Origin of the sequence: Comamonas odontotermitis (genome assembly GCF_020080045.1) — a bacterium.
Lineage (GTDB): Bacteria > Pseudomonadota > Gammaproteobacteria > Burkholderiales > Burkholderiaceae_C > Comamonas > Comamonas odontotermitis.
This window is the reverse complement of record NZ_CP083451.1, coordinates 2,285,577-2,300,975: the sequence shown is the minus strand read 5'-3', so window position 1 is coordinate 2,300,975 and position 15,399 is coordinate 2,285,577. Positions and strand designations below refer to the sequence as shown.

Sequence of the window (15,399 nt, the reverse complement as noted above, 5' to 3'; positions counted from 1 at the left end):
GTCTGGATCGGGTGAAAGGGTCTGATCTCAGCCGCACTGCACATGCGAGGATGCATGCACAGGGACACCCCTGTTTCGTCTCAAGCGGGTATTAGAACCTGTTTACGATCTCCTCGCGCCGCGACAGTGATTTTGCGGGATGGGATGCTAGGCGCAGTGCGCAGCCAATAGCCAGCTATTGGCAAGTGCTGCAACGACGCAGACCGCCCCTAGCCGGGCGCCCCCAAAATCGCTGTCCCTCCGGGTTGGAGTGAAATCGGGCGATTTCTGCGCGCTGGCCCTTGCTTGCACCCTGGTGCAAGCTGCGACCCATCGCTTCGAACTCATCCCGATTGCACTCCAACGCGGCTGCGTAGAGATCGTAAACACGTTCTAATAGCACAGCGCCTGGGGCAGCGGCCCGCACAGCATCAAGCCGCACCTGCAATCGTGGATAATTTCCGCGCGCCGGGCCTGTGTTGCCCGGCCTTTGTTTTGGATACCTGCCATGACCCGTTCGAACCTCAACGCTTCCGCCACCTTGCCGCGCTACGCCCGGGTGCTGTCGATTGCCGGCTCCGACAGCGGTGGTGGTGCAGGCATCCAGGCCGATCTGAAGACCATGAGCGCCTTGGGCTGCTACGGCATGACGGCGATCACGGCGTTGACGGCCCAGAACACCCAGGGCGTGCGCGGCATTCACGGAGTGCCGCCCCAGTTCTTGCAGGATCAGCTCGACGCCGTGCTGCAGGATATCGGCACCGACGCCGTCAAGATCGGCATGTTGCATGCGCCGGAGGTGGTTCAGGTGGTCGCTGCTGCCATTGACCGGTATGCGCTGCGCAATGTGGTGCTGGACCCGGTGATGGTGGCCACCAGTGGCGACCGCCTGATTGCCGAGGCGACGGTGGGCGAACTGGTGAACCAGCTTTTTCCTCGCGCTGCGGTGATCACCCCCAACCTGGATGAGGCAGGCTTGCTGCTGGGTCGCACCATCCAGGGGGCAGACGAGCTGGAGCGCGCCGCCCAGGATCTGCTGGCCATGGGAGCCAAGGCGGTGCTGGTCAAAGGAGGGCACCTTCCCGGCGAGGAAGTGGTGGACTTGCTGGCCATGGCCGATGGCACGCGCCTGCGCCTGGCTTCACCCCGCATCCACACCCACAATGGCCATGGCACGGGTTGCACCCTGTCATCCGCCATTGCCTGCCAGCTGGCTCTGGGCCATACGCTGCCGGATGCCGTACAGCGTGGCCGCCAGTACATCCTGGGTGCCATTGCAGCCGGCGCCGACGTGCATACCGGCCAGGGCCACGGCCCACTGAACCATGGCTGGCAGCCCCAGGCACAAGTGGTCGTTCGAAGTGGGGTATGAAGATGTGATTGTCGAAACGATCGTTGATTTGGTTATTTGGACCACTAATATTAAAATTTCTCGTCTAATTGACTGAAAATTTGGTAATTTTTCATCAATTCGGAGACTTTGGCGGCTTGATAGCCTCTGGTTTGATAGATTAAGTTACTTTTTAAGTTTTTTGAATAAGACGCTGATATGGAAGAATAATTTTGGAAATTTCTCTCCGTTCCAGTAACGGATTGTTGATCAATTGTCCAAATTAAATACCGGTAAAAACATAAAGTGTAAACATTTTGTAAATATCAATTTACGTGCAAGTCACTGTCAACCTGCTTCGTGCGCGGCCCGTTGTAGTTTCATCTTTAGGAGATTTCTGACATGACCCCCACCACTGTTTTCAGCATCTGGCCAGAAGACGAACGTGATCGCAAGCGCGCACCGGCATCGCTGTAAACCCATTATTCCTGTTATGGCCCAAGGGCTGTAACCTCGGCAAACGGCTCCTCCAGGGAGCCGTTGCTTACGTCAGGGCTCCAACCCTTTGACCTGGAAACCCCATGACCACCCTGTGGCCTGGCACTGCAAGCATTGCAGTCAGGCGCAGGGTGTTTGTTTTGGGGAGTAAAAAAAGCCTGCCAGGGAGGCAGGCTGGGGAAAGTGGATGTGTTGGGCGCTCAGGCGTGGGGTGCAGCAGCTTCCGCCGAGAGTTGAAGCAAGCGCTCCAGGGCCCGGTCATGGATGCCTTGCTGCAGCAGCGCAGTGAAGGTGGACTGGGCATAGTCGAGGGTGGTGCCGTAGATGCCGCACGATTGGGCAAAGATGCGGCGGTAGTCATCCTCGCACAGGGTACCCGTGCAACGTGGGCTGGTTTTTGACAGGGTAAAAGCCAGCGCCTTCACATTGCCGTTCTCGGTCTGGCAATCGAGCCACTTGGGATCGTAGGCATCGGCAGCCATTTCGCGTTGCCACAGGCGCGGCATCATTTCCGGTACATGGTGGCGCGCGATGCGAAAGGCCATGCCCCGGCAGCTGCCTCCCGAGAACATGCCGAACACGAGGCCAGGGCACTCTGGCGTGCCGCGATTGATGTGGCTCCACATCTTGAGCGCGCGATGCCAGCCGTACACGCGCGCGTGGCGACATTCCAGAAACTCGAATTCCGGACGCCAGATCAGTGAGCCATAGGCAAATACCCATAGATCCTGTTCGCCTCCCCATTCCTCCATGGTTCTTTCGAACATATGTTTGGAGCAACAGTTGCGGGAGCGGACAGCCGGTTTCGTCATGATGGTATCAACCAACAAAGCAGATGTGGAGCAATAGTTATAGCGCCAAGTACATGCAGTTGCTAGCGTTGCACCATGTAAAGCGGTAGGCTTTGGTGGCGAAAGCAACAGCTGCGCAGGACAGGTGCGTGTTTCGCTACAACGCGGCAGCATGACGGCGCGATGACGGAATTGTCGAACAATCGACGATTCTTTCTCAAGCGCATGGTTGATACGCGATGGGTATTTATCCGCCGCCCAAAGCCACGGTGGCTTTTTTGCATGGATAGATGCTATGATGTTCATAGCTTATGAGGTCGCAGGCGCTGTGCAAAGAATTGTTTTTGCCATGAAGCCAAATGGCCAGGGTGCCCAGTCATGGCGTCGGCAGATGGGTGCATCACAGTTCGCAGCCCAAGGGCCTGCTTTGACTGGATGTAGCGTTCGAGGAAAAATGGTCTTCGTATGAATATTGTGATCTTGGACGATTATCAGGATGCAGTGCGCAAGCTGCAGTGCGCATCGCGCCTGGATGACTATTCAGCCAAGGTCTACACCAATACCGTCAAGGGCCTGGGCCAGCTGTCGGTACGGCTGCGTGATGCCGACATCATCGTGTTGATCCGCGAGCGCACCCACATCAACCGCCTGCTGCTGGAAAAGCTTCCTCGCCTCAAGATGATTGCGCAGACTGGCCGGGTCGGTTCGCACATTGACCTGACAGCCTGCACCGAGCGCGGTGTGGCTGTGGCTGAAGGTGTGGGCTCTCCCGTTGCTCCTGCGGAATTGACCTGGGCGCTCATCATGTCGGCCGCGCGCAGGTTGCCGCAGTACATAGCCAACCTCAAGCATGGTGCCTGGCAGCAGTCGGGTTTCAAGGCGGCCAACATGCCGCCCAATTTTGGCCTGGGCACGGTGTTGCGCGGCCGCACCCTGGGTATCTGGGGCTACGGCAAGATCGGCCAGATGGTGGCTGGTTATGGCAAGGCCTTCGGCATGGAGGTGTTGGTCTGGGGCAGTGACAATTCGCGTGCGCGCGCCCTGTCTGACGGGCACAAGGTCGCCCCCAGCAAACAGGCTTTTTTTGCTGCCAGCGATGTGCTCTCGGTCCACCTGCGGCTCAACGACCAGACACGCGGCTGCATCAGCTTTGACGACCTGTCGATGATGAAGCCGACCGCCACCTTTGTGAACACCTCGCGGGCCGAACTGGTGCAACCCGATGCCTTGATCGCGGGGCTCAACCGGGGCCGCCCGGGTATTGCAGCCGTGGACGTATTCGAGAGCGAGCCCACCTTGCAGGGTCATGCACTGCTGCGGCTGGAGAACTGCATCTGCACGCCCCACATCGGCTATGTGGAGCTGGACAGCTACGAGATGTACTTTGGCGCAGCGTTTGACAACGTGATCAACTACATCAAGGGCCGGCCGACGAATATCGTCAACCCGGGCGCGCTGCAGGTGCGGCGCTGACAGACACTGCTGCCGCTGTATTGCCGCCACGCATTGCGGCCACTATCGACCACCCCAGCGTCTGAATCTTTAGGCGGCAGCCAATGTCTGCCAGACCACAGGGTGTATTGACCCAGGACAAGCAACTCACTCGAGCTGCAGTTTCTTGCGAGCAATCAGCTCGTTGTACATCTTGCGGTCGGCTGCAATGCGCTGCGAAAGCCGAACGGGCGAGGGATCGTCCAGGGTCCAGGCCTGGCGCAACAGCTGCTCCTTGATTTCCGCGCTGCTCAGCACCTTGACCAGCGCGTCGCTCAACGGGCCTTGCACCGCCGCGTGCATGCCTGCGGGGGCCATCAGCGCGTTCCACACCTCGATGTTCACATCCTTGGCGCCGATCTCGCGCATGGAAGGCGTGTCCGGCATCAGGCTGGTGCGCTGGGTCGATGTCACGGCCAGCGCCGTGAGCTTGCCGTTCTGCACCAGGGGCAGGACGGACGAGATGGGCAGTAGTGCGCAATCGAGCTGACCGCCAAGCAGGGCGGACACCACGCCCGGCGCGCCAGTAAAGGGCACATGCAGCGCTTCAAAGTGCAGGGCATCCTTGAGCAGTTCCATGCCCAGGTGGCCGCCTGACCCCAGGCCGGTGGAGCCATAGCTGGCGGCCTTGCCTTTTTTGCGCAAGCTCGCCAGCGCCTTATCGGCAGAAGTGCCTGCCGCAGCAGGCACCACCCAGGCCAGCGGTGATACGCCAACCAGCGCCAGCGGTGCAAAATCCTTGGCCGGGTTGTAGGGCAGCCTGGAGTACAGCGCTTGTGATGATGTCAGCGGGCCGTTGCCGATGATGCCGAAGGTATGGTCATCGGTGGCGCGGGCCACCTGGTCTGCTCCGATATTGCCGCTGGCGCCGGGCTTGTTGTCGACCACAACCGGTTGGCCCAGGATCTGCGCCAGCGGCTGGGCGATCATGCGCGCCTGCATGTCGGGTGAGGAGCCCGCCGGGTAGCCCACCACAAAGCGCAGCGGTCTGCTGGGCCAGACGGTATCGGCAGCATGTGCGCGGGTCAGGGACAGGGGCAGTGCACAGGCGCTGGCCAGGCTGGCAAGTCCTTGGAGCAGGTGGCGGCGGGTAGGGGTCATGGGGCAGCAGGGCGGTTGACGGCAAGGCCGTGTGATCGCAATGGACGGACGAATGCAAAGGCGGCCATCCTAACGCAGCGCGCTGCATGCCGGTGCAAGGAGGCTGTCACCTGTGGTGGCGTCTGCCAGGGGGCAAACACTCCCGGTTTGGGCCGCCGCACACCAGGGCGCTGCGCATGCCTGTGGTATCGGTATGATTCAAGCTCTGTCACCGGCTGGCGCATCCTCTGTGTGCGTTGGCAAAAAACCGCGACTTACGCAAACCGGGCGCAGGCGAATGCGCTGGCCCCGTGGAGGTGCATCTGCTGCATTTCTGTTTGGGTAGGTTCTGAAGCTGATCCATGAGCCGACTTCGCACCCAAAACCCCCACCCCGCTCCTGCCACGCCGGATGCCAACCTGTCCGCCGAGCCGCCCGCAACCGCTTCGCCGCCGCCAGCACCATGGCAGGCGCCTTCGCCTGCCTCACAATCTTCTGCGCCCCCAACACAACCACCAGCGTGGCCGCCCGCATACCCGCCTGCAGCCCCGCCGGGCGCGCCACGCAAATCTTCACCGAATGGCGGCCCGCCAGCGCCCACGCGCCGCACCACCTGGCTGCTGCTGGGCGGCTGGGCGGCGGTGACGCTGGTGATCTATCTGGCGACCGATGCGTACCGCAAGCCCGCCGAAGGCAAAGTGCTGGCCCACGGTGTGCTGGAGATACCACGTGACCGGGACGGGCACTTCCGTGTGGGCGGTGCCGTCAACGGCGTGCCGGTGCAGTTCATGGTCGATACCGGGGCGAGCATCATCAGCATCACCGACAAGGTGGCCGAACGCGCCCAGTTGCCCGAAGGCGTACCCATGCAGTTCCAGACGGCCAATGGTGTGCGCGAAGGCACCATGCGCAGGGCCGAGCGCATTGAAGTCGGCCCGTTTGCCGTCAACAACCTGCGGGTTGGCACCGGCTACACGGGTGAGAGCGACAAGGATGCGCTGCTGGGCCAGAACTTTCTGCGCTACTTCGATGTCAGCATGGCAGGCAACACCATGGTGCTGCGGGCGCGGGAAACCGATTGATCAGTGGTGCACTGGCAAAAACGCATTGCAGCGCTTTTCTGGTATGTGCCATTTGCTATCTATTAAATAGCAAATAAATCGCCGCAAAATAGCAACCGAGTAGCATTCGAAGGCGTGCAAGCCGGTTTTGGGCCGGGTGGATGCAAAAAAAGCGCCCGGGCTTCCAGCGCGGACGCGGCCTGCCGAGGCAGCTTTTCGTTACTTGGTGCCGAAAATGCGGTCGCCAGCGTCGCCCAGGCCAGGAAGGATGTAGCCGTGGTCGTTGAGCTCGCGGTCCACGGCGGCCGTGAAGATGGGCACATCGGGGTGCGCCTTCTGCAGGGTGGCAATGCCTTCGGGGGCGGCCAGCAGGCACATGAACTTGATGGACTTGGGCTGGCACTTGTCCTTGAGTTGCTGCACGGCTGCAGCGGCCGAATTACCCGTTGCCAGCATCGGGTCCACCACGATCACATCGCGCTCGCCCATGTTGTCGGGCATCTTGAAGTAGTACTCGACCGGTTGCAGCGTCTGCGGGTCGCGGTACAGGCCGATGTGGCCGATGCGCGCGCCCGGCACCACGTTCAGCATGCCGTCCAGAAAACCGTTGCCTGCGCGCAGGATGGACACCAGGGCCAACTTCTTGCCGTCGATCACTTTGCCGACCATCTTCTCCATGGGCGTCTCGATTTCCAGATCCTGCAGCGGAAAGTCGCGCGTGATCTCATAGGCCATCAGCGTCGACAACTCGCCCAGCATGCGGCGAAAGCTGTTGGTGCTGGCTTCCTTGCGGCGCATCAAGGTCAGTTTGTGCTGAACCAGGGGGTGGTCGATGATGGTGACTTTGGCGATGTTGGTAGTCATGGATGTTTTTGTTTTTCAGGGTGAAAACTGGGCACCAAGTTTGCCAGAAACCGATGCCTGCCCTGCCTGCGGGGTGGAAATGACCTGCTTGCGCACTCCAATGCAATGGCAATGATCGCAATACCATCATGGGCTGAGAATCGCGGGGCAGAGGCATCTACTTTAGGATAGGGTGTTCTCCCTCAGCAGACATCAGACAAATCCGGTCAATGCACCATTCCAAACCTCACGCCAATTCCTTTGTTCGCCGCGTTCGCAGCCAGCTTGACGCGCTTTCCACTGCAGAGCGCAGGCTGGCCGATTTCATGCTGGAGTTTCCGGGCGAGCTCGCTAGCTATGCTGCCAGCGAGCTGGCGACGCTTGCTGGCGTGTCCAACGCAACCGTGAGCCGATTCATCCGGCGCCTGGGCTACGCGAGCTACGAAGAGGCAAAGCGCGATGTGCGGCGCGAAAAGGAGTCGGGCTCGCCCTTGTTTCAGGCCGCTAAGAGTGCGGCGGGCCAGACACCGCTTGCCAGCCGGATTGCCACCAACCTCGAACAATCGCAGTCGAACCTGGCGCGCACCTTTGCGCAGCTGAACGACATGCAGATGCAGGATATCGTCACCGCGCTCGTCAAGGCGCCGCGGCTCCTGATTTTTGGCACGCGGGGCAGCCATGGCTTTGCGCGCTACCTGCGCTGGCAGTTGCTGCAGGTGATTCCTTGCGTGGTGGCGGTTCCCGATGCGGGGGAGTCACTGGGCGAGCATCTGGCTGGGCTCGCGCCACAGGATTGCCTGGTGGTGTTCGGTATGCGGCGCCAGACGCGGCAGATGTCGGGCCTTTTGGAGGCGGCCAGCAAGATGGGCTGCAAAATCCTTTTCATCAGCGATGCCATGTCGCCCGACCGCCGCGAGGCGACCTGGTCGATCCAGTGCCAGTGCATGGGCCCGGGGCCGCTGGACAACCATGTAGCGGTCATGGCGCTGTGCGACCTGATCTCCACCATGGTTGTCGAGAGCGCGGGCGCGGCCGGCCGCAAGCGCCTCGCGGCCATCGAGCTCCTGCACGAAGACCTGGACGAGTTGTGACGACGCTGCTCATCTGACAGCGGGATTTCAAAAAACGTTTGCCAAACGCTCCATCAAGGGTTTGTCCTTGGAACGGATTCTTCTTTCGTGATTGAAAATTGATTTTCATATTTATGCATTTTAGAAATAATTTTTCCATACCGTAGCACGCAACTGGAGTCTCATATGGCAGGCGGACCTCAACTCTCATCGCTTCCCAACTCTCCCAAGGTGGCCCAACTCGACCAGGCGCTGGACCAGATCGGGGTCACGCGGTCGCACCACACCATCATCTTTCTGATTCTGATCGGCTGTCTGTTCGATGCGTTTGAGCAGAACGCGGTCGGCATCGTCGGCCCCATGCTGCGCGAGCAGTGGGGCCTGGACGCTGCGCACATCGGCATGCTCAATACCGTCACCTTTGCGGCAGCGGCCATCGGCCGTGTCGTATCCGGCTACGTGGCAGACCGGTATGGGCGCCGGGTCATGCTCAGCATCGACCTGTTGCTTTTCACATTGGGGGCAGGCATCTGCGCCATGGCACCGAACCTGACTGTGATGGCGATTGGCCGTGCGGTGGTGGGTTTTGGCCTGGGAGGCGAAATCGCCATTGCCGTGACGATGCTGGCCGAGTTCTGCTCGACCAAGGCACGCGGCGTGGCCATCGGTACGGTCAACGTTGCAGCTGGCGGCCTGGGCAACTTTCTGGCGCCGGGCTTCGGCCTTCTGGTGTTCTGGCTGTTTCCGGGCGACAACAACTGGCGCTGGTTGTTTGTATGCCTGATGGTGCCGGCCATCCTGGGCGCGTTCTACCGCCGCTACATTCCCGAGACGCCACGCTTTCTGCTCTCGCAAGGCAAGGTAAAGGAGACCAATGCCGTGCTCTCCAAGCTGGCAGCAGGCCGCCTCTCGGGCAAGGACATTCCGCAACGCGAATTCATCACCGATGACGGTGTAGCTCCGCCGGAATCGAAGATCAAGGTCCGTGTCACCGAAATCTTCCGAGGTGCCCTGGCGCGCCGCACCATCCCGTTGTGCATCACGATATGGATGACCTATGGCGCGCAGATCTCCGTGCTGACCCTGATGCCGACGATTCTGGTGACGCTGGGCTACTCCATCTCCAAGAGCCTCATGTTCACCATGGTGATGCAGTGCGGCAGCCTGCTGGGCGCCATTGCCGCATCGGCTCTGGGCTTTCACTTCCCGCGCAAGCGCGTCCTGACCATCGGCGCCGTCTGTGCCTGCATTGCCGCGCTGTCCATCGGCTTTCTGGCCAAGAACATCGTCGTGCTGCTGGCGGCAGGTGCGGTGTTTCAATTCTTTGTGCTGCTGCTCAACACCACCATCTGGATCTTTGCCCCCGAACTCTATCCCACCCGGGTGCGTGCCTTCGGCACCGCCTTCATTCTGGCCACCGGCACGGCCGGTGGCGCCTTCATGCCGCTGGTGGCAGGCAAGCTGCTCGATTCAGTGGGCCTTGCAGGCGTGTTCTCGATGGTGGCTGCGATGTATGCGATCTTCGTCATCAGCATCCAGAGCGTGCCCGAGACCTACGGAACCTCGCCGGACGCCACGCCCATCGATGGCGGCAGCGAAGGACAGCCAGCCGGGGCAGCAGCACCGATCCAGGCACGCACGCGCTGAGCGGAGCATCACGATTTCAGGAAGAATTTGAATGCGGAACATTCTGGTCATCAACCCGAACTCATCCAGGGCCACCACGTCAATGATGGTCAATATCGCGGCAGACGAAGCACCCGCCGGTGTAGCCGTCAGCGGCCTGACTGCGCAACGTGCGCCTTTGATGATCGTGAACCAGCAGGAGTTGGATGCAGCGGCGCTGGAGGTGGAGGCCACATGGCGCTCGGCGCAGGCCGAGGGCTGGTCGGGCGTCATCATCAGTGCATTTGGCGACCCGGGCGTGCACCTGGTCAGGCGTACGACCGATCTGCCCGTGGTCGGCATCTGCGAGTCGTCGATGCTGGAGGCAGCAGAGGGCGGTCGGCGGTTCGGCATTGCCACCGTGACGCCCGATCTGGCCGACGCGATCAATGGCAAGGCCCGCGAGCTGGGGCTTGCGGAGCTGTTCACAGGCATTCGCCTGACCTCGGGCGACCCGCGCGCCCTGACGGCGGACCCCCAGGCGCTGGATGCTGCACTGGCGCAGGCGGTGCGCCAGTGCATCGAGCAGGACCAGGCCGAGGCCGTGATCATTGGCGGCGGGCCGCTGGGGCAGGCTGCGCTACAGCTGGCGCCGCGATTTCAGGTTCCGGTCATTGCGCCCATCTCGGCCGCAGTGCGGCGGCTTCTGCGCCTGATGGCGCCTGCGCCCGCATCGGCCATGGCGCAGGGCTGAGCGAGTGTGGCGCCCTTCAACTGGCGAGCAACTGCCCGTAGCTGGCCAGGTCAACGTTGCCGCCGCTGATAAGAACGCCTACGCGCTTGCCCTTCAGGTCCAGGTCGCCATGGCGGGCGCCTGCGAGCGAGAGTGCGCCGGTGGGTTCGACCACGATCTTCATGCGCTCCGCATAGAAACGCATGCTCTCAACCAGCTGCGCATCGCTGGCGGTGAGAATGTCGGTCACATCGCGGCGGATGATGGCGAAGGTCAGATCGCCCAGCGCCTGCGTCTGCGCGCCGTCAGCCAGCGTCTTGGGCGTGGCGATCTTCACGATTTCGCCCTTGCGCAGCGACTGCTGCGCGTCGTTGCCGGCTTCGGGCTCCACGCCGTAAACCTTGCAGGCAGGCGCCATGGCCTTGGCCGACAGCAACGTTCCCGACAGCAGGCCGCCGCCGCCCAGTGGCGTGAAGAGGTAGTCAAGATCGGGCACATCCTGCAGCAGCTCCATCGCGGCGGTGCCCTGGCCGGCAATCACGTCGCGGTGGTTGTAGGGCGGCACCAGCGTCATGCCGCGCTCCTGCGCAATGCGGGTGCTGATGGCTTCGCGGTCTTCGGTGAACCGGTCGAAGGTGACGACCTCGGCCCCGTAGCCGCGAGTGGCCGCCAGCTTGGCCGCTGGCGCGTCCTGCGGCATCACGATCACGGCAGGCATGCCCAGGATGCGGGCCGACAAGGCAATCGCCTGTGCGTGGTTGCCTGACGAGAACGCCAGCGCGCCGCGCCTGGCCTGCTCAGGGCTGAACTGTGCGAGCGCGTTGTAGCCACCACGGAACTTGAACGCGCCCATGCGCTGGAGGTTCTCGCATTTGAAGAAGAACTCAGCGCCCGTCAGCTTGTTGAGCGTGGTCGAATGCAGCACTGGCGTGCGGTGGGCGACACCTTTGAGCCGCTCCGAGGCGGCTTGCACATCGGCGAAGGTGGGCAGGGTGGTCGGCGAGATGGAGTCGTTCATCGGTCTGGCGGGTGAATGGGAAAGGTCTTGCCATATTAGAGGAAAACCAGGAGCGGGTTGATGCCGCAAGCCGCCAATGCGGGCGTCCGCAAAGTGTTGCTGTATTGAAAATTGGTACCGCTGGCGAGCGCCTGCGCGGCGATTGCGAACATGTGCTTACGTATAATCCAGCGTTTGTACTGGTTTTTGCTGCAAAGGGTTTGCATATGTGGAACAAGAAGTTTGCGCTAGTAGCGGGCGCATTGGCTGTCTCGGCGTTGACTGCATCGGGCGTGCAGGCGCAGAGCCGTGAACTGGTCGTGGCCTCGAGCGCAACCTATGCGCCTTTTGCGTTTGAGAACAAGGACAAGCAGATCGTTGGCTTTGACATCGATATCGTCAACGCCATTGCCAAGCAGCAAGGCATGAAGCTGCGTATCGTCAATACGCCGTTCACCAGCATCTTTGCGTCGCTCAACAATGGCGACGTGGATTTCGTGATCTCGGGCGTGACGATCAACGAAAAGCGCAAGCAGAGCTTTGATTTCTCGGAGCCATACTTCGATGCACGCCAGTTGATCGCCGTGCCCAAGGACAGCAAGGTCGCGTCGCTCAAGGATCTGAAGGACAAGAAGGTGTCCGTGGTCAGCGGCTCGACAGGTGACGACGTGATGAGCCGCGAGGTTGGCAAGACCAGCACCAACATCCGCCGTTTCGAGAGCACGCCGCTGATCATCTCCGAGCTGGCCAGCGGCGGCGTGGATGCCGCCATCGGCGACAACGGCGTGATTGCCTACCGCGTGTCGCAATACCCGGCGCTCAAGACCGTCGATGACGCAAGCTTCCCCAAGGAGCATTTCGGCATCGTCGTGCGCAAGGGCGACAAGGCCCTGCAGGACAAGATCAACGCGGGTCTGGCCGCCATCCGCGCCGATGGCAGCTACAACGTGATCTACAAGAAGTGGTTCAACCAGGACTACAAGGCGCAATAAGACAGGATGTGTATCGGCAGGCTGCACGGGGCGCAAGCCAGTGGCCTTGAGGCCTGCCATGCAAAACTACAATATTGATAGCTATTACCGCACGCAGGACGGCCACCAGGCCGTCTTTTTGCTGGAAAGAATGATGTATGGATAACAACACGCCCGTCGAATGGTTCGGCTGGTTCCGCCCCGATATCCTGGTGGAATACAAGCAGCTGTTCTGGCAAGGTGCCGCAGTCACGGTCGGCATGACGATTGCGTGCATCCTGATGGGGTGCGCGTTTGGGCTGATGCTGGCGCTTGCGCGCCTGGCCGATGCCCGCCACCAGCCCTGGAAGGCTGTGTGCAAGTACCTGTTGCGCTGGCCGTCCACCGTGTATGTGAGCTTCTTTCGCGGCACGCCGCTTTTCGTGCAGATTCTTTTGATGCACTTTGCCGTGATGCCGCTGTTCATCCACCCGGTGAACGGCTGGCTGATCAGCGGTGATTTGGCGCGCACCCTGAAGCAGGACCATGGCGCGCTCATCTCGGGCGTGGTGGCGCTGACGCTGAACTCATCGGCTTACATCTCGGAGGTGTTCCGCGCCGGTATCCAGTCGATCTCGGCGGGCCAGAAGATGGCGGGCCTGTCGCTGGGCATGACGCACGGGCAGATGATGCGCTATGTGGTGATTCCACAGGCTTTCCGGCGCATGCTGCCGCCTCTGGGCAACAACATGATTTCGCTGCTCAAAGACACATCGCTGGTCTCGGCCATTGGCCTGGCGGAAATGGCCTACGCGGCCCGCACGGTGGCAGGCGCCTATGGGCGCTACTGGGAGCCGTACCTGGCCGTGGCGCTGGCGTACTGGCTGATGACCTTCCTGCTGACCGTGGGGCTGCGCAAGCTGGAAGACCACCTGGCACGCAGCGACAGAACCTGACGTGCGCACACCATCTGAGGTGCAGCAAACCCCGCGTTCTCTGCAAATCGCAAAACCGGAAACAGGCCTCATGCCAGTCAGTTAAAGTTAAGCCTTCGGTGGATGCCATTCTGGCAGCCAAGAACGCAAAAAGGAGCGCATTTCGCGCTCCTTTCTAATGGCTTGCCGGGCTGTCAACCCTAAACTTATCGGCATTAGCCTGGCGGTGGCTTTCGGGATTAGCTCTGGCGGCGGTTTCGGTGTACACCAAGCATTGCCAATATGAATGATAGTGCCACCAAGCCCCACTCCTGCAGCGAGGGAACTGGCTCTGCTGTTTTGATAGGTGCGGCGAAGCTTGCAACTGGCGTGCTCGCCACGTTGTCCGATAGAACCAATTCACCCGTCACCTGGCTAACCTGAGCGGTCATGTTTTGTGCGCTGAATACCGCATTTGCTTGTGCATTGAATGAGACGGAGGTGGTTCCGCCCAAGGCAGTCAGTGCACTCAGCGTGCATACCATGGAGGCAACACTGATGCTGCAGTTGGCAGGCGCGGTTTGTGCTGGTGTAAAATCCATACCTGCAGGCAGTGTAATAGTCAGTTGCCCATCTGTACTGCCCAGGCCACCATTGTTGGTTACCGTAACCTGGTACTGCGCGGCCTGGCCAATAGCCAGGCTGGTCGGTGCAATCGTCCAGGTTGGTGCCAGATTAGGGACTGGATTGATCGAGGCCGTTGCGGTTGCCGAGCAACCTGTGGATGCCGCGCAAACGCCTCCCATGCCAGGAGCGATGGTTGCGGTATTGGTGAGACTTCCTGATTCTGCAACCGTACCAGACAGCGTGAATATTAACTGTCCTCCCGCGACAAGGTCGAAACCAATGGGCGCGCTACCTAGGGCTGCTGGGCATGTTGCGCCGCCTGAGGTGGAGCAAGTCCAACTCCCATTCAGCAAGCCTGAAGGACTGGGATCTGCCAGGGTCGCACCCGTAACATCCAGAGTTCCCAGGTTGCTCACGGTGATGGTGTATGTCGCGACTTCTCCGGGCACAAAAATGGGCTTGCTGACAGATTTTGTAATCTCCAGCGGGGATTCTGAACAGGGCGATGCTGCTGAACGAATGTGGGCGAGCAACCCGGAGGCCCAGCCGAAATCGGTCATAGAGAAAATCACGGTGTTCAAACCGGTGACCCAGGGGCCATTAAGCTGGGCGGTCGCGGCAGAGCCCGCTCCGAATCCAGCTGCTGGTAATGTCTGAAAACTGTTGTTGATGAAGACGCCCAGCATGCCATCATCGTTGTAGTAGTCCATGTTGAGCTTCAAGGCGCTTGGCGGCACCTCTGGCGAAAGATTGAACTGCATTCGATAGTAGTTGGTGACCGCCGGGGTGTAGGGGTAGCTATAAGGCGGCCGCGTATAGGTTACGCCGGTGGGGTCTGGAGATACCCAGTTGGTTTCATTTCCAAGTGCAGTTGCAGAAACCCAGGCTGGAGAGATGTTGGCCGCATAAGGAACGCTGGTGGGCTTCCAAGTCGCGGTACTACCAGGGCCAATACTTCCGGACGGATCCGATTGCGTGCTTGAAACCCACCATTGGAGATCTTGGCTACCATTCGCCAGGAGTTGGCCCGTGTCTTGGTCATAGCCGGTATTGAAAGACAAGGGGTTGGATTTGCAACTGATCGTTGGGATGAGGGGGGCCGTCTGCGCTGCACTCATTCCGCTCAGACTCAGAAGAAGAGCGAGTGTGGGAATCGCAAGATATGAGGTTTTTTTGAGTCTCATGATAATTTATATTAATAAATATATTATTAATCCAAATATATAATAATTTATGTGATGTGTGCATATCTGGTGCATGCACTCTATTGAGGGTGACGTAACGTATAAATTTTATCTGGGTACGATAAAACAGGCGTTGTAGTTATAAATTATTAATGCTTTGGTGAGTGGAAAGCTACAAGTGGATTCAACGATTGTTCAGAGCGCAATTTTTGGGGTGTTAGCGCTGTATGTGCTGATGGGTGATAG

The 15,399-nt window shown here is 60.2% G+C and carries 13 protein-coding genes; 8 read left to right on the top strand and 5 right to left on the bottom strand.

Translation table 11 applies throughout. The annotated features are described in order from the left end of the window. Positions 1–487: 487 nt before the first annotated feature. A complete protein-coding gene (gene thiD, locus LAD35_RS10605) occupies positions 488–1,351 on the top strand; it encodes a bifunctional hydroxymethylpyrimidine kinase/phosphomethylpyrimidine kinase (protein ID WP_224149050.1) in 864 nt (287 codons plus the stop codon). A 656-nt stretch (positions 1,352–2,007) separates the two neighbouring features. On the opposite strand, the gene LAD35_RS10600 is transcribed toward thiD, so the two are convergent. Further along, positions 2,008–2,574 (bottom strand): gamma-glutamylcyclotransferase, encoded by a 567-nt coding sequence (locus LAD35_RS10600; RefSeq protein ID WP_224149049.1) that lies wholly within the window; start codon positions 2,572–2,574, stop codon positions 2,008–2,010. Between the two features lie 489 nt (positions 2,575–3,063). On the opposite strand from LAD35_RS10600, the gene LAD35_RS10595 reads away from it, so the two are divergent. Then, complete coding sequence (locus LAD35_RS10595) at positions 3,064–4,071, top strand: D-2-hydroxyacid dehydrogenase family protein (RefSeq protein ID WP_184710877.1); 1,008 nt, start codon at positions 3,064–3,066, stop codon at positions 4,069–4,071. 126 nt (positions 4,072–4,197) lie between these two features. Here the strand turns inward: LAD35_RS10595 and LAD35_RS10590 are convergent, their stop codons facing one another. Beyond that, positions 4,198–5,190, bottom strand: coding sequence for a Bug family tripartite tricarboxylate transporter substrate binding protein (locus tag LAD35_RS10590; protein WP_224149048.1), 993 nt, complete (start codon positions 5,188–5,190; stop codon positions 4,198–4,200). Positions 5,191–5,531: 341 nt separating this feature from the next. On the opposite strand from LAD35_RS10590, the gene LAD35_RS22290 reads away from it, so the two are divergent. Then, positions 5,532–6,251: a retropepsin-like aspartic protease family protein gene (locus tag LAD35_RS22290; RefSeq protein ID WP_263434650.1), complete on the top strand. Its 720-nt coding sequence runs from the start codon at positions 5,532–5,534 to the stop codon at positions 6,249–6,251. Between the two features lie 198 nt (positions 6,252–6,449). Here the strand turns inward: LAD35_RS22290 and upp are convergent, their stop codons facing one another. Continuing rightward, a complete protein-coding gene (upp, locus tag LAD35_RS10575) occupies positions 6,450–7,094 on the bottom strand; it encodes a uracil phosphoribosyltransferase (RefSeq protein ID WP_377779892.1) in 645 nt (214 codons plus the stop codon). 209 nt (positions 7,095–7,303) lie between these two features. Between upp and LAD35_RS10570 the strand changes: the two genes are divergently transcribed. The 3 genes from LAD35_RS10570 (at position 7,304) to LAD35_RS10560 (ending at position 10,502) form a co-directional block, all read left to right on the top strand. After that, positions 7,304–8,164, top strand: a complete 861-nt coding sequence (locus LAD35_RS10570; protein ID WP_224149047.1) for a MurR/RpiR family transcriptional regulator — start codon at positions 7,304–7,306, stop codon at positions 8,162–8,164. A gap of 165 nt (positions 8,165–8,329) precedes the next feature. Beyond that, on the top strand, positions 8,330–9,790 hold the full coding sequence (locus tag LAD35_RS10565; RefSeq protein WP_224149046.1) for an MFS transporter: 1,461 nt from the start codon (positions 8,330–8,332) through the stop codon (positions 9,788–9,790). A 31-nt stretch (positions 9,791–9,821) separates the two neighbouring features. After that, complete coding sequence (locus tag LAD35_RS10560) at positions 9,822–10,502, top strand: aspartate/glutamate racemase family protein (protein ID WP_224149045.1); 681 nt, start codon at positions 9,822–9,824, stop codon at positions 10,500–10,502. A 16-nt stretch (positions 10,503–10,518) separates the two neighbouring features. Here LAD35_RS10560 and LAD35_RS10555 read toward each other — a convergent pair whose 3' ends face one another. Then, positions 10,519–11,499 (bottom strand): threo-3-hydroxy-L-aspartate ammonia-lyase, encoded by a 981-nt coding sequence (locus tag LAD35_RS10555; protein ID WP_224149044.1) that lies wholly within the window; start codon positions 11,497–11,499, stop codon positions 10,519–10,521. Between the two features lie 206 nt (positions 11,500–11,705). Here LAD35_RS10555 and LAD35_RS10550 point away from each other — a divergent pair, with 206 nt between their 5' ends. Both LAD35_RS10550 and LAD35_RS10545 read left to right on the top strand, forming a co-directional pair. Beyond that, complete coding sequence (locus LAD35_RS10550) at positions 11,706–12,470, top strand: basic amino acid ABC transporter substrate-binding protein (protein WP_224149043.1); 765 nt, start codon at positions 11,706–11,708, stop codon at positions 12,468–12,470. 137 nt (positions 12,471–12,607) lie between these two features. After that, positions 12,608–13,384: an amino acid ABC transporter permease gene (locus tag LAD35_RS10545; RefSeq protein WP_224149042.1), complete on the top strand. Its 777-nt coding sequence runs from the start codon at positions 12,608–12,610 to the stop codon at positions 13,382–13,384. Between the two features lie 218 nt (positions 13,385–13,602). Here the strand turns inward: LAD35_RS10545 and LAD35_RS10540 are convergent, their stop codons facing one another. Then, entirely contained in the window at positions 13,603–15,030 is a 1,428-nt protein-coding gene (locus tag LAD35_RS10540) for an IPTL-CTERM sorting domain-containing protein (RefSeq protein ID WP_224149041.1), read from the bottom strand. Positions 15,031–15,399 lie beyond the last annotated feature (369 nt).

Excerpts from the sequence above, each read along its gene's own strand:
- LAD35_RS10560 (WP_224149045.1), top strand. The coding sequence starts at position 9,822 with ATGCGGAACATTCTGGTCATCAACCCGAACTCATCCAGGGCCACCACG.
- upp (WP_377779892.1), bottom strand. The coding sequence starts at position 7,094 with ATGACTACCAACATCGCCAAAGTCACCATCATCGACCACCCCCTGGTT.
- LAD35_RS10550 (WP_224149043.1), top strand. The coding sequence starts at position 11,706 with ATGTGGAACAAGAAGTTTGCGCTAGTAGCGGGCGCATTGGCTGTCTCG.
- thiD (WP_224149050.1), top strand. The coding sequence starts at position 488 with ATGACCCGTTCGAACCTCAACGCTTCCGCCACCTTGCCGCGCTACGCC.
- LAD35_RS10590 (WP_224149048.1), bottom strand. The coding sequence starts at position 5,190 with ATGACCCCTACCCGCCGCCACCTGCTCCAAGGACTTGCCAGCCTGGCC.
- LAD35_RS10545 (WP_224149042.1), top strand. The coding sequence starts at position 12,608 with ATGGATAACAACACGCCCGTCGAATGGTTCGGCTGGTTCCGCCCCGAT.
- LAD35_RS10565 (WP_224149046.1), top strand. The coding sequence starts at position 8,330 with ATGGCAGGCGGACCTCAACTCTCATCGCTTCCCAACTCTCCCAAGGTG.
- LAD35_RS10595 (WP_184710877.1), top strand. The coding sequence starts at position 3,064 with ATGAATATTGTGATCTTGGACGATTATCAGGATGCAGTGCGCAAGCTG.
- LAD35_RS22290 (WP_263434650.1), top strand. The coding sequence starts at position 5,532 with ATGAGCCGACTTCGCACCCAAAACCCCCACCCCGCTCCTGCCACGCCG.
- LAD35_RS10555 (WP_224149044.1), bottom strand. The coding sequence starts at position 11,499 with ATGAACGACTCCATCTCGCCGACCACCCTGCCCACCTTCGCCGATGTG.
- LAD35_RS10600 (WP_224149049.1), bottom strand. The coding sequence starts at position 2,574 with ATGTTCGAAAGAACCATGGAGGAATGGGGAGGCGAACAGGATCTATGG.
- LAD35_RS10570 (WP_224149047.1), top strand. The coding sequence starts at position 7,304 with ATGCACCATTCCAAACCTCACGCCAATTCCTTTGTTCGCCGCGTTCGC.